We start from the raw sequence: 13,322 nt of genomic DNA, 5'->3' as shown, positions 1-13,322 counted from the left end.
TTTTTGTTTTTGATGAGGGTGGTGGGGGGATGGATAAAATCTTTACCCCCTACTTGTTTTCGCAGGAATGCTAATAGCACACCCAAAACTAGACATGTTTGGAAATTAGCACGAATTGAAGAATATCTCTGGGACAAGCAAGGGAAAACTGTACTAGGGTGAATAATGATGAAAATAAAATTTCTGTTTATAATTGTCCTTGCAATTTACTTACCAGGTTTAGCCTTTGCAGAATCTAAGTATCATAAATTGGATTCGCGTACATTAACAAAGATAAAAAAACAAGTAACTTTCAAAATGTTACTCCCTCAAGAACAGAGCCTGCCAAGAGGTTGGACTGTTGAGGTTAAGAATCCATTTCCTCTAGACATAAATAAGCCAATCAGAAAAATCAGGTTACATTATTTTGACAAAAATGAACACTATTTATTTGGTTTAGAGCAGTATTCAGTTAAGGGACGTAAGGTTATTAGAGAAGATACAAATGGTCAGAACAGTCGTCGCTCTTACCTTGATGACTTTGGACCATCTACAAATGGAATAAAGGTCTTTGTAAACAATTGTGAGGGGCGTTTTGTACATTGGGCTTTAACGAATGGGGAAAAGGGTGGTTTCCTATGGTGGATTCAAGATGATACATACATTGAAATGGAAAGCCTTACAATTAGCGAGACAGAAATGCTTAGAATAGCAAATTTATTGAAATAAGGATTAAGTATAAAGGGGAAACAGATGCTTAATTTGAAATGGTTATTAATCGTTTCAGCCATTCTTTTAAGTTTTTCATGTCCTGGATTGTAGATACATTGATTACTATTACAAATTCATTAAGATAAAACTATACAAGCACCATCATTCATCATGGATGGTGCTTTTTTTGTTTAATAAGCATTTATATTCCAAAATATGGTACAATGTCATTGGGTACATAGTTTTCTATAAAGTACTAAGTAATGAAATGTGTATTGTACTTTTTAATAAAAGGATGGGAAAGATATTTGATTGGATTAATGAATATAAACCAAAAAGTAAAGATGTAGAACATATACGTTATAGGAGAGTCCATTTATCAAAAGTTGCCTATGATACTCCCACATCAATGACTGAATTAGCACATTTTGTTTTCGCGCGAAGTGTAAAAGGGCAATTTCATTTAAAGGGAGAAGAAACATGTCGGAGAGAAAATTGTTATTTAGTGATTCGCCAAATACAATGGTAATTACATTAAAAAATATAGTCAAATGTGAGCAACCAATAGTTAGTATACGTTTCACATGACGAAGAGGATGGGATGTGGCACTTCCTTAATGGAAAAGACGTTGAAACAGAAAATGCTGTAACCGGTAAAATGGAGTCAACAGAAAACAACAAATAAGAATGAACACTCTTTCCATCTCATACCCCACCCTATTAAAATCATCTTAGATCATAAAGATTAGGGTGAGGAAGAGATATGAGGCGCTTAGAGAGGTGGCATATGTACTTCTCCATACTCGGAATGAAGGAGCAGGGCTTAAAGATCACACAAATTGCACGAAAGCTAGAGGTATCCAGAAATACGGTGTACAAGTTCTTGGAAATGAATCCAGATGAATTTAGTAAATATTTGGAACAACTGGAGACTAGACAAAAGAAGTTAGATGGATATGAATCGTCCATTCTACAATGGTTGCGGGAATATCCCGACCTGTCGGCTGCTCAAATTCACGACTGGCTCAAGGAACGGTTTCAGGTGCAGAACATTTCAGAGGGAACAGTGCGAAACTACGTAAGGGACCTTCGGAAAAAGTACAACATCCCCAAAGTCATGCAAGCCAGACAATACGAGGCTGTACAAGATCCTCCTCCGGGTTATCAGCTACAAGTAGACTTCGGGGAAACAAAGCTCCGGAATCTTCAGGGAAATTTGGTGCGGTTGTGGTTCATGGGATTCGTCTTGTCCCATTCCAGGCATAAATATGTACAGTGGTTGGACCGTCCCTTTACTACGAAGGATGTGGTGGATATGCATGAGGAAGCGTTCGCATTCTTCGGTGGGATCCCGCAGGAGATTGTTTACGACCAGGACCATCTGCTTCTTACCAGCGAGAATCATGGAGATTTGTTATTCACGCATGAGTTTGCAAGTTATGTTAAGCAGCGGGATTTTCGAATCCGAATGTGCAGGAAACAAGATCCTGAAAGTAAAGGCCGCATCGAAAATGTAGTCAAGTATGTAAAGCGAAACTTCGCAAGGCATCGCCTCTTCGCTAACCTAGACAGGCTCAATGAAGACTGTGTAGCTTGGCTCCATCGCACGGGAAATGCCAAGATCCATCACACCACTAAAAAAATACCGGCCGAAGTCTATGCTCTTGAAAAGAGCACCTCCGCCCGGTCCACACAAAAATAAACTCGCTACCACCAAGTATAACAAGGACCGTTCGGAAGGACAACACCATTTGGTATGAAGGAAACCGGTATTCAGTTCCGCTTGGAACCTATGACGGGACAGACAAGCAAGTGAGTATTCAGGTTACGGAAATGGGGCGCCTAGCGATTCGAGATCTGGACAGCGGGCAACTATTGGCCGAACATCCACTGGCCACAGGCAATGGACAACTCGTTCAGAACACCAATCACAAACGAGATCGAACGAAGGGCATTGCAGCCTACATCCAAACCGTAGCGGAAGCATTCCCAGACCCAACAGCGGCTAGCCCCTTCCTAAACGAGATTTACAACCGTAAGCCCCGGTACATTAGGGACCAATTACAGCTCATTCAGCGTGCTTTGGAGCCCGCAGAGCCGGATGCTGTAACGAAGGCTTTGGGTTACTGTATCAAACACCGTTTGTATCGGGCAACCGACTTTGCTGATGCAGTGGAGCATTACAAGAGGCCGAGACCACCGGAAATTCCCTCAGAAGCTCCTCTAAAACTGCTAAGCGATCAAGATCAGTCCAAGCGTAAAGTCAAGCCCCAAATTCGGGAGTTCGACGCCTACAAGGCCATTCTTACGGGGGGACAGCGATGAATGAAGTGACTGTAGAACTTAGACAAGCACTACGAAATCTCAATCTAACGGAAGCGGCTCAGGTCATCGAGCAAACATTAATGGAAGCGGACTCCAAGGAATGGACCTGCCGCCAATTCTTGCAATGGCTCCTGCAGTACGAAATGAACCGCCGCGAAGAAAAGCAACTCGCCAAACGGTTTCGCTGGGCTCTGTTTCCGGAGATTAAGAGGCTCGACGACTTCATGCTAGAGGAGCAGCAGTCGCTCAGCAGACGGCAGTTTAACCAACTAAGAGAGCTACTTTGGCTCGAGCAAAACTACAATCTAATTTTTCTGGGGCCGCCGGGCGTGGGAAAAACCCATTTGGCCATAGGTCTTGGCGTGGAAGCATTGAAAAAAGGGTACCGGGTCAGTTTTATTACGATGGACGGTCTCATTCAATTATTGAAAACGGAGACCATATCAAGGGTCTCTGGGTCCAAGCTCAAACGGCTATACCGATCCCAACTTGTGATCATGGATGACTTGATGTTTATGGCCATGGACCGTTATGAAGCCAACTTATTCTTTCAGTTTATAAACAAGTTATATGGGCAATCCTCGATCATCTTGACCTCCAATAAGGGTCCGGATGATTGGGGAGAGCTACTAGGCGATCCTGCCATCACCACAGCAATCCTGGACAGAATTCTGCATAAAAGTGAAATCATCCAGCTCCAAGGGGACAGCTATCGGTTGAAGCATCGACAGACCATTTTCAGCTAAAACTGTTCAAACTTATTTATCGAAAAATGCTCAAATGGACTTGACGGTTACAAATGCGTCAATTGTATCTCTTGAAGAGATTGTTCAAATTGATTCAGCAATAATTGATGTTGCAGATTTACCCCTTGGTTGGATGGCAATAAGAAGAAATAAAGATAGTGAATGGCGTAGAATAAAGCGTTAGATATAACATGGATATTATTTGTTGTTATTTTTATTAATTGTTTAGAATTTATTGGAGGTTTGGGATATGGTCGAAGATCAAGAAATACAGGCTTTAAAGGAACGTATTATAAGGCTCGAAACAAAGATTGATATGTTAACTCAATTTAATCCAAATAAGCAAGAACGTCCATTTTTATTAAATGCCATTATAGGATTTGTGGGTACATTTTGTACTATCATTTTGATAATATTTCTTTTGATTATTTTACAAAAGTTATAAGAGTTTTGAAATAAATGGATGAAATTAACTGTGATACAAAAAAGGGAAGTTCAATAAACAATTCACAGCCATCGTCCGATTATTGAGGATGGTTTTCATCATGCGTACGAGTCACATTAAGTTACATTCAACCTATCAAATGCACTTATGTAATCAGCTCCTAGGGGGTTGAATGGAAGCAAGCAACAAATCTGCATATAGTAATTGATGTTTAAATGAAGTATTAAAAGTCACTAGCGTTGCATTAAATTTCTCTGAATCTTCACAATCTTCTGTTATTTAGACATTCGAACAGAAAAAGATCCTTTACAATGGAATGACAGGTAGTACTGTCCATAATCCACCGAAAAGGATCAACCCATGGACAAGAATACCCTATTTTCTTCATTTGGTAAATGGATTTCTCCAATTTGTACGAAATCCTTCACGGATCGTATCGCGATGACCGGACAGGATAAGTATGTTAAAAAACTAACCACAATTGCTTATCTTAAATTGTTCCTGCATGCACAAATCCAACAGCGTGATGCCCTGCGAGATATTGCCGTTGATGTACTTTCGAAAGGCTTTCAGAAAGAACTTGGTTTAAGCTCCATCTCAGCGTCTCAATTATGCCGGAAGCACAATCAGGTAGACCCTGCTTCACTTGAGAGTGTCTTCTCCGAGCTCGTCGCACGCATTCGCCGTAGCACATCTCCTACTGTCTTCCGAAAGGACTTCAAGATCATTGACTCGACGACAATCGGACTCTGCTTACAGAAGTACAAATGGGCGGAGTTTCGTCAGACCAAGGCCGGGATCAAACTTCATTTTCGATTGGAGTACATGGACGATGATACTGTAGTACCCGAAAAAGTAACGATTACGCCAGCTAAGAAGAATGACCGTACTCAGATGGATGCTCTAGTTAACGAGATCGGTGTTACTTACGTCTACGACCGAGGCTATGTCGACTACGCCAAGTTCGATGATTACTGCGATCGCGGCATCTTCTTCGTCACAAGAACGAAGAAAAATGCGGTGATTCGGTCCATCGACTCGTTTCAGCTTCCTGCTGAGAGTGCGGTGCTTTCCGACGAGATGGTATATGTGGGCACTCCGCAAAAAAGGATGGAGAATGTCCTTCGTCTCATTCACACCGTAGATTCGGAAGGGAACCCAGTGGCTATCTTAACGAATCGATTTGACCTAAAAGCAGAGGAGATAGGTCAGATTTACCGGGAACGTTGGGCGATCGGCGTGTCCAGTTAAGGACACAACATCTAGTCGGTGAAAGTCCGACCGGGAGAAAAGACTAGACTCCCGTAGCCTGAGAGGCGCCGTGGAGCGAAAGCGAGACGGTGAAGCCCTCTGACATCACGCTCAAAAGGAGCATGGGCAAAATTCCAGGTTGTAACGTACAGTGAACGCAGACGTAGCCTCGTTACACGCAATTCCGGTGGCTGAGACGGTCGATAACGCGCGAAAGCAGCAAGAACTGACCGAAAGAGTCTGAAACGGCAGTTCTCACCGGCGGGGTATCAGCGGCGACATGGAGTGAAAGATGTTATGGAAACTGGAGAAGCCCTCGGCATCCGGTGAAGAAAGCTCACCGAGGAGGCATTCCCTATAACCGTGATCGGGAAATGGGACATGCAGATGTCAGGGTGGCGGATCGGACCGTAGTACTTTAGATCCGCGTGCAGCAAAACGCGCGGGGAGGGAAGGGTCCGGACCGGTAAACAAATCCGTATAACCAAAGGAGGCAAGGGTGAAAATGACAAAAACACCCATCAGTCTGCAGGAACTGAGGCAACGGATATATCAAAAGGCGAAGTCTGAACCTACGCATCGGTTCTGGGGTCTATTTACCCACATAACCAGCATAACGACTCTCCATGAAGCGTACCGACATGCGAAGAAAAACGGCGGTGCCGCAGGCATAGACGGACAAAGCTTCGCAGACGTGGAAAAAGAGGGTGTTATCCCGTTTCTCGAAGGCATCCAAGAAGAACTCCAAACGGGAACGTACCAACCTCAAGCCAACCGGAAGGTAGATATACCGAAGGCGAACGGCAAAATGCGAACTTTACAAATTCCCGTAATCCGGGATCGCGTTGTACAAGGTGCTCTAAAATTGATTCTCGAAGCGATCTTTGAAGCTGACTTCTGCCCAAATTCGTATGGATTTCGACCGAAGCGCTCACCTCACCAAGCATTAGCCGAAGTGAGACGAAGTGTACTGCGACGCATGACCAATGTAATCGATGTCGATTTATCCCGATACTTTGATACAATCCGGCACTCGATTCTACTGGAGAAGATGTCGAAGCGCATCCAAGACCCACAAGTGATGCACCTGATCAAACAGGTGATAAAAGCGGCGGGAAAGATCGGCGTACCCCAAGGTGGGCCGTTTTCTCCATTAGCTTCGAATATCTACCTGAATGAGGTAGACTGGGCATTTGATGCCATTCGGCGTAAAACGGCAGAAGGCAGTTACGAAGCGGTCAATTACCATCGATTTGCCGATGATATGGTGATCACCGTAAGCGGACACTCCAGCAAACAAGGGTGGGCTGAACTAGCTCTTAAAAGACTTCAGGAACAGCTGAAACCGTTGGGTGTAGAACTAAATCTGGAGAAAACTCGGATGGTTAACGTCCTGAAAGGCGAGGCATTTGCTTTCCTTGGATTTGACTTAAGGCGAGTACCAAACCGTAGTGGAACTGGATACTTCATCCTCATGACACCGAAGAAGAAAGCACGCATTGCAGTCAAGGCGCGAATCCGCGAGCTAATCCAAAATGGCGGGGCAACCCCGGCAAAAGACATGGTGAAACGGATCAATGCCGTATTAGCTGGATGGGTGAATTATTTTCGGGTTGGCAATTCGAGTGATGCATTTAGCGAGGTGCGTGACTACACGGAGATGAAAATACGAACCTTGCTGACGAGAAGAAAACGGAGAAGAAAGCGTAGTGTCGGATGGCGAAGATGGAGTAATGAGTACCTCTACGGTGTATTGGGACTATATTGGGATTGGAAAGTCCATCCCCTCAAGAACGTAGAAGGATACCGATGAAAGTGATCGCCATTTGATAGGTCTCATAACCCTTTTGAAGAAGTTTACTGGGTGAGCTGCTTGAGGGAAAACCTCACGAGCAGTTCTTATGGGGAGGGGCTGGAAACGGGTCGCAAACGACACCGCGCCAATTCTTTACCCGACAGACATTCTTCAAATGGTTGAAGCAACATATTCGGATTAAGAAGTTCTACGGAACCACTGAACGGGCCGTGATGAACCAGGTTTGGACTGCGTTAATCGCGTTTTGCTTACTGGTGTTGGTGAAATTAGAAACACAGTCGAAGCATAGTTTGCTACAAATCTACCGGTGGCTCAGGACCTTACTTTGGGAACCAGTTCAAACCTGGATCGATCAGATAGATCGACAACCGGAAAGAAGGTCCGCAAGTGGGTGAAAGTCGAAATAAAGCTGGATGTTGGTGCTAAAACGAAGCAATTACCATAAAATTACCAAATGGATAAAGGCTACCTTCTGACAGGACTTCGACCTTTTGGTCTATGAGCCGAGAATTTTATTCAGAATAATGTGACAATTGGCTTGTGGTTTTTTTATGCAACACTAGTGATTAAAAGTAAATTTAATTTATTTGTGAAGAGATTAGTTGGGTTGACAGAAAACAACAGTTAGCCTATTTTTAAATCAAGGCAATTTTGCCCATTAAATTTAGCAGTAGAAGCCAATAAATATTTGGATTGTGTTGATAAAAATATAAAATAGATATTTTGACAGATGATGTTCCCAAAACCCTTAATGAGTAAGGCTTCATTATAGACAGCATCAGCTTTATTTTTGGGTACACGATTAGTATATCGAAATCGAAGCCATCCAACTCGGAATTCATCGCGATGGTGGCGGATAAGCTTCGGATCGAGCACAAGGTTTCTTGAGAGGGTAAGGAGCTTTGAGAGTGATTTGTAAAGTTTTAGAAATTTAAACTATAAATACCATTTCTTCCTTGGCTATTCGTGCCATTGAAGAAGTGGTATTTTTATTGTGATCAGAAATGTATTGGTGATATGATTAGTCTATAGGTATCTAGAGGTATTATTTAATATATAGGTGAAACACATAATGATAGAATTATTCATTGGTCTTCTTCTGTTTATATTAATTCTTATTAGTATCAAATATAATATTCGTAAATTTACACAGATCGCTATTGTTCTGATAAATGTATTACTTATTGCAGAATTTGCAGGTTCCTACTTGTTTTACAACAAGCATAATCTGTCCATGTGGGATTATTGGCAGTACAAACATCAAGCACTGGATTACTCAAAGGTACATGACCCTAGTCAAATTTATAAGGTTGCTAATATAGAGAAACAAGGATGTAAATTACTGCAAGGGTGTCTTGTTTTTGTGAACTTGGAGTCTACAACCAGTCAAGATATGATGGATGTTATGTTTCATAATGGGAAAATTATCCAATCCGCACGCCCTATGGATGAAAAAAGATAGAGGATTCACTTCGTGAGACCTAACTGAATATCAAAGTACCGAACTTTGACTCGTAACCTCTTCGATAAGTTTGATCATGGAAGTTACGGAATTTGATATTTCTAATCAATTGTTCAGAAATCAGCGGATTCTTGGCTCAATCTAGCCAAACAAAATATCCATAATCGTACCTAGCTGTCCGCGCGACTTTCCTTCGAGTATGCTGGGGTTGTATACTTCAACAAATCCGCAGCCTTCACACGATACAAACAGGAAGTGGTTGTGCTGAATATCAAACATCTTACTTAGTCCTGTTCCGGTCATAGCAACTTCTTTAGTTCGGCAGTTTGTGCCGCTGCATTTTGTACATCTGAATTTTTCTTTTATCGCATCTTCAATTCGCATTTTGAAATACCTCCAGTTTCTCAAGTATAACTATGTATAACATACGAAATTCACAATGAAAGGATTCAATGAAGAAGATGTTACCACTGGGACTCGCACCATTGCTGCCAATCTGCATTAACGCCGAAATTCTCTTCGAGAGTTAGGATAACCAGGATTAACTGAAGAATGAGAACGATTTTTTTCAAAGTAACAGCTCCTTTGCTATGAATTACTTACTAATATAGACTGAGTTTATGGTGTAAAAGTTTCTCGAATTGGGGTTATATGTAAAATGAAAGCTGCTGCTCAGGTTCATACAAGAGCGAAAGCTACTGCTAGGTCGGCTCAAGGCAGAGTATTTCCTTTCTACGGTTCTCTTGAACGGTCTACTGGTTCATATCCAAATTATAGACAAAGGGCCGCTTGCAATTATGCAAAGCAGCCCTTGAATTTGTAACCTTATTTCATTTCTTTTTGTCTATTGCCAAGGAAAGTCAATGCTTACCAAGCGAAAGCACTAGTAATAATGACCAGGAGAATAAACAGAACGAGAATTGCTGCGGAAGACGTGTAACCAACACCTGCACCTGCTAAGTTAGACATTCAAATCATCCTTTCGTTTTATGAATTATATAGTCAAGGGAAGTCAATGCTTACCAAGCGAAAGCACTAGTGATAATGACCAGGAGAATGAACAGCACGAGAATCGCTGCGGAAGACGTGTAGCCAACACCTGCACCTGCTAAGTTAGACATTCGAATCATCCTTTCGTGAATAGGTTATATGGTTAAGGGAAGGAATTGCTTACCAAGCAAAAGCGCTTGTGATAATGACCAATAGAATGAAGAGCACGAGAATCGCCGCGGAAGAAGTATACCCTACACCTGCACCAGTTACGTTAGACATTCAAATCATCCTTTCGTTGATGGGTTGTTGTTACATGGTTAGTATATGGGAAGATAGCCTGAGTGTATGGGCGAATTGAGGGATTGTGCGAATGCCCTTATGGATACAAAATAGGCGAATAGCCCTAGGAGCTCATACATACAGAAGGTTCCAGCATATACACATGAAACTTTGAACGAATGGAGATTATAGGAATACAACGTTTTGGGTGGGATCGAATTGCACTTTGCATTAGCACTTCTAGTAGCTATTATTGTTTGGCGGAAAGGTGTTTGGAGAGAATGGAGTAAATATCACACGACCATGATGTTTTTTGCAGTGGGTAATGTGACATATAATTTCCTTACGGCTAATTATTTTCTTTGGAAGATGAAGCCGGACTTTTTTCCCAATCATAGCATTACGGAGATGATCTATTCGTTCATTACGTTTCCTAGTACTGCACTGCTTTTCCTAAGTGCTTATCCAGAGTCCGATACATTCAAAGCCGTTATTCATCATGTAAAATGGATCCTTATTTATGTGCTCATTGAGTGGTTTTTTACAACGAATGACCGGATGATCTATCAGCATGGCTGGAACTTGTGGTGGTCGGCTGCCTTCGATGTGACGATGTTTCCGATCTTGCGGCTGCACCACAAGCGCCCGATATTGACATATGGAATATCCGTTGTATTATGCGTGTTCTGGATATGGATGTTTGATGTGCCTGTGAATGTACCGATTGAACAAAGGCACGGGTGACGGCAAAACTGGAATGTACTGGTATCCCATGTTATGATGGGGAAGCAGCGGCAAGTCTCAAGGAGAGGTATGAGCAAGACATGGAAGAGAAAACGGAGAAAACGTTTCATCTGTTAGGTATTATTGCAGGTGTGATCGTTGATAATTTGGGGACATTTATGTCTTCGGGGTTAATGGGCAGCATATATTTGTCTCTTCATGAAGGGGATAAAGAAGAGTTAATACAAGTGTATAATCACATCGGCTGGCTGATCTTGTTTATGGTTGTTGGCATGCTGTGGTCATTCTTCGGTGGCTATGTGGCAGCAAGGGTAGCCAGGCGGGCAGAGCTTATCAATGCAGCTTGTATTGGTGTAATTGGGGCTGGAATTGAATTTGATTCTTTTATTTCAAACCCTGGCATAGCTACCTGGTATCAGGTAATTGGGCTTTTGATCGTTATTCCTGTGTCCTTGCTTGGCGGAAAGATGGCTCTACGAAAAAAACAGCGTTCTACAACATGAAAACGTAAAAAGAGACTCGACCTACATCGAATAGGTGAGTCTCTTCCTATGTAACGGGATAACTAATTGGCCGGTGTTGGCATATAGCTGAGCATGGTTGTCCGTACGGATTCGGAGGTTTGCTGGAGGTCTATGTTTTCAAAGACATGCTCGCATTGCTTTCGGTAGGACACTTCTTCAATATAATGTTTCAAATAGTTGTCGACTACGTCTGCAGGTGTTTGGCGTGCGAGTAGGCGTTCCATAATCGTTTGTTTGTTTACATAGATGAAAATACGAATAGCCCGGTCTCCAAATTCGTACTTAAACCGGTTGGCTGCGTAGCGATTGACAATGACGTAGATGGACTCATGCTCTCTAAGAGCTTGCTCCAGATCTGCTCGTTTGATGCCATAGAAATTGCCGTCAATTTCAACTGTTTGAAAGAATTCGCCCGCAATATCCGCATCGATAAACGCTTTCCTCGATATAAATTTGTAATCCGTTCCCTCGATTTCTTTAGGTCTTGGTGTTCGAGTTGTGTAAGAGACAACCGATGAAAATCCGAGCTCCTCGGCAATGCGGCGGGCAATAGTTTTGCGTCCTGAACCGCTGGTGCCGGTAATCACAAAGATCAGTCCTTGCGCACGTTGTTCGCTCATCATGATTCCCCCTCCAATCGAAAGTTGAAAGCGTCATCCTTACACTTTTATTATAGTATGAAAATTCCGAAAATTAAAGAAGGAATACGTCTTTCTATGCTTCTCATGTATAATAAAATGTTGAAAGGAGAGGCTTCCCCTGAATTTAAGATCATTCATACAATTGAATCAATCGCTACTGCGAATTGTGCTTGCGTTGTTCATTGCGTCTTCCGGCAGTGTCCTACTCTTGCTATTAAGGATCATATGGTCGCACAGCACGCTCTACCATTGGCTGATTCTGCCTAATCTCATTTTGGCTTGGATCCCGCTTGTGGCAGCTTTAGTCGTACGATATGCATGGCAAAAAAAGCGGACTTCCGCTTCGGCATTTTATTTGGACTGGCATTCTGGCTGCTATTTTATCCCAACTCCCCTTATATCATTACTGACATCGTTCACTTGACGTACTTAAAAACCTCAATTCCGATCCAATATGATATATTGCTTAACGCGCTGACGGCATTTACCGCTCTGTTAACAGGATTATTATCATTGTACATTGTTCACGAGATGTTCATGGAGAAATTTCGCTCACGTACCGCGTGGCTGTTTGTCGGCGTTTTGCAGTTTTTGTGCAGTATAGGGGTTTTTCTGGGACGTTTTTTGCGTTGGAATAGTTGGGATATTGTGAGCGATCCTGTAGAGATTGTACAAGACTCATTGGATACGATAGAGTCAAGCAGTTCGCTTATTTTTATCTGTGCCATGATGCTCGTCATGTGCTGTTCCTATCTGATGGTATATACCATGCTGCGATATAGAAGATAGCGACTTTTCTGGGAAGGAGGGCAGAATATGCCTAGCTATGCAAATCACAGTTTGGAAGCTACGCAATTCCTTCAGCAAAAGACAGGAAGCACGCAGTTGGATTGCTATACGTACATAGATCCTGAAAACACCGAAAAAAGCTTTTTCGTCGTAAAAACGTCGAATAAGGTGATTCATGTTTCTTTCTCCGAAATTGAATATAATCCATTAGATTATAGGAGCTTGCTAGAGGGCTTATACCAAGTAATCTATGAATAATGCGTAGACAAGCGATAGTATTGATGATAGGATATTTCTAATTGCATATTTGGAATCAGGTGCCAAATGAACCTTTCATTTGGTTAAAAGGGAAGTCCGGTGAAAATCCGGCACGGACCCGCCACTGTAACGATGGCCGAATTATTTCGGCATCTTTTCGCACGAAAGTCACTGGAGCGTTTGCTCCGGGAAGACGCGAAGAGACGGTAATCGAAGTCAGGAGACCTGCCTGGTTTATCAACACTGCAAACCCTACGAGGAATTAGGGAGTGTTAGAGAGCGGTTGCTCCTTTTTTCTTCTTTTTTGGCGCGCTAACCAAGCACTTCTAACATGATTCTGTGTTGGAAGTGCTTTTTTT

The 13,322-nt window shown here is 42.5% G+C and carries 17 protein-coding genes, 1 pseudogene and 1 riboswitch; of the genes and pseudogenes, 13 read left to right on the top strand and 5 right to left on the bottom strand.

The window, feature by feature from the left end; genetic code table 11:
• The first annotated feature begins 165 nt into the window (after nt 1–165).
• From L0M14_RS15305 to L0M14_RS15265, 9 genes and pseudogenes are all read left to right on the top strand, one after another.
• Nucleotides 166–708, top strand: a complete 543-nt coding sequence (locus L0M14_RS15305; RefSeq protein WP_235117591.1) for a DUF4367 domain-containing protein — start codon at nt 166–168, stop codon at nt 706–708.
• A gap of 769 nt (nt 709–1,477) precedes the next feature.
• Nucleotides 1,478–2,392 carry an IS21 family transposase gene (istA, locus tag L0M14_RS15300; RefSeq protein WP_235117590.1) on the top strand — a complete coding sequence of 305 codons (915 nt, stop codon included), beginning with the start codon at nt 1,478–1,480 and terminating at the stop codon, nt 2,390–2,392.
• Nucleotides 2,389–3,015, top strand: a complete 627-nt coding sequence (locus tag L0M14_RS15295) for a Mu transposase domain-containing protein (RefSeq protein WP_405031083.1) — start codon at nt 2,389–2,391, stop codon at nt 3,013–3,015. The genes istA and L0M14_RS15295 overlap by 4 nt, the downstream gene beginning before the upstream one ends.
• Nucleotides 3,012–3,761 carry an IS21-like element helper ATPase IstB gene (istB, locus tag L0M14_RS15290; protein WP_235117588.1) on the top strand — a complete coding sequence of 250 codons (750 nt, stop codon included), beginning with the start codon at nt 3,012–3,014 and terminating at the stop codon, nt 3,759–3,761. Before L0M14_RS15295 ends, istB begins: the two co-directional genes overlap by 4 nt.
• Before the next feature lie 250 nt (nt 3,762–4,011).
• The gene (locus L0M14_RS15285; protein WP_235117587.1) at nt 4,012–4,206 is read left to right on the top strand and encodes a hypothetical protein; all 195 of its coding nucleotides are present in this window, start codon (nt 4,012–4,014) and stop codon (nt 4,204–4,206) included.
• A gap of 360 nt (nt 4,207–4,566) precedes the next feature.
• The gene (locus L0M14_RS15280) at nt 4,567–5,457 is read left to right on the top strand and encodes an IS4 family transposase (RefSeq protein WP_235117586.1); all 891 of its coding nucleotides are present in this window, start codon (nt 4,567–4,569) and stop codon (nt 5,455–5,457) included.
• A gap of 505 nt (nt 5,458–5,962) precedes the next feature.
• The gene (ltrA, locus tag L0M14_RS15275; protein WP_235117585.1) at nt 5,963–7,270 is read left to right on the top strand and encodes a group II intron reverse transcriptase/maturase; all 1,308 of its coding nucleotides are present in this window, start codon (nt 5,963–5,965) and stop codon (nt 7,268–7,270) included.
• 771 nt (nt 7,271–8,041) lie between these two features.
• Nucleotides 8,042–8,161: pseudogene (locus tag L0M14_RS15270) on the top strand (sporulation initiation factor Spo0A C-terminal domain-containing protein); the annotation flags it as partial.
• A 184-nt stretch (nt 8,162–8,345) separates the two neighbouring features.
• Entirely contained in the window at nt 8,346–8,735 is a 390-nt protein-coding gene (locus tag L0M14_RS15265; RefSeq protein ID WP_235117584.1) for a hypothetical protein, read from the top strand.
• A 141-nt stretch (nt 8,736–8,876) separates the two neighbouring features.
• Here the strand turns inward: L0M14_RS15265 and L0M14_RS15260 are convergent, their stop codons facing one another.
• From L0M14_RS15260 to L0M14_RS15245, 4 genes are all read right to left on the bottom strand, one after another.
• Complete coding sequence (locus L0M14_RS15260) at nt 8,877–9,119, bottom strand: zinc ribbon domain-containing protein (protein ID WP_235117583.1); 243 nt, start codon at nt 9,117–9,119, stop codon at nt 8,877–8,879.
• Nucleotides 9,120–9,602: 483 nt separating this feature from the next.
• Complete coding sequence (locus tag L0M14_RS15255; RefSeq protein ID WP_235117582.1) at nt 9,603–9,704, bottom strand: YjcZ family sporulation protein; 102 nt, start codon at nt 9,702–9,704, stop codon at nt 9,603–9,605.
• A gap of 50 nt (nt 9,705–9,754) precedes the next feature.
• Nucleotides 9,755–9,856, bottom strand: coding sequence for a YjcZ family sporulation protein (locus L0M14_RS15250; RefSeq protein WP_235117582.1), 102 nt, complete (start codon nt 9,854–9,856; stop codon nt 9,755–9,757).
• A gap of 49 nt (nt 9,857–9,905) precedes the next feature.
• Entirely contained in the window at nt 9,906–10,007 is a 102-nt protein-coding gene (locus L0M14_RS15245; protein WP_235117581.1) for a YjcZ family sporulation protein, read from the bottom strand.
• 219 nt (nt 10,008–10,226) lie between these two features.
• Between L0M14_RS15245 and L0M14_RS15240 the strand changes: the two genes are divergently transcribed.
• Together L0M14_RS15240 and L0M14_RS15235 are read left to right on the top strand one after the other, a co-directional pair.
• A complete protein-coding gene (locus L0M14_RS15240; protein ID WP_235117580.1) occupies nt 10,227–10,751 on the top strand; it encodes a CBO0543 family protein in 525 nt (174 codons plus the stop codon).
• A gap of 80 nt (nt 10,752–10,831) precedes the next feature.
• The gene (locus L0M14_RS15235; RefSeq protein WP_235117579.1) at nt 10,832–11,254 is read left to right on the top strand and encodes a hypothetical protein; all 423 of its coding nucleotides are present in this window, start codon (nt 10,832–10,834) and stop codon (nt 11,252–11,254) included.
• Nucleotides 11,255–11,316: 62 nt separating this feature from the next.
• On the opposite strand, the gene L0M14_RS15230 is transcribed toward L0M14_RS15235, so the two are convergent.
• Entirely contained in the window at nt 11,317–11,898 is a 582-nt protein-coding gene (locus L0M14_RS15230) for a guanylate kinase (RefSeq protein WP_235117578.1), read from the bottom strand.
• A gap of 336 nt (nt 11,899–12,234) precedes the next feature.
• Between L0M14_RS15230 and L0M14_RS15225 the strand changes: the two genes are divergently transcribed.
• Together L0M14_RS15225 and L0M14_RS15220 are read left to right on the top strand one after the other, a co-directional pair.
• Nucleotides 12,235–12,705 (top strand): DUF1361 domain-containing protein, encoded by a 471-nt coding sequence (locus tag L0M14_RS15225; protein ID WP_235117577.1) that lies wholly within the window; start codon nt 12,235–12,237, stop codon nt 12,703–12,705.
• Nucleotides 12,706–12,732: 27 nt separating this feature from the next.
• On the top strand, nt 12,733–12,963 hold the full coding sequence (locus L0M14_RS15220) for a hypothetical protein (protein ID WP_235117576.1): 231 nt from the start codon (nt 12,733–12,735) through the stop codon (nt 12,961–12,963).
• 40 nt (nt 12,964–13,003) lie between these two features.
• Nucleotides 13,004–13,210, top strand: a riboswitch (cobalamin riboswitch).
• Nucleotides 13,211–13,322 lie beyond the last annotated feature (112 nt).

The organism is Paenibacillus hexagrammi, from assembly GCF_021513275.1.
In the GTDB taxonomy this organism is placed as follows: Bacteria; Bacillota; Bacilli; order Paenibacillales; family NBRC-103111; genus Paenibacillus_E; species Paenibacillus_E hexagrammi.
Note: the sequence above shows the minus strand (reverse complement) of the source record. Positions and strands in the feature narration are given on the sequence as shown.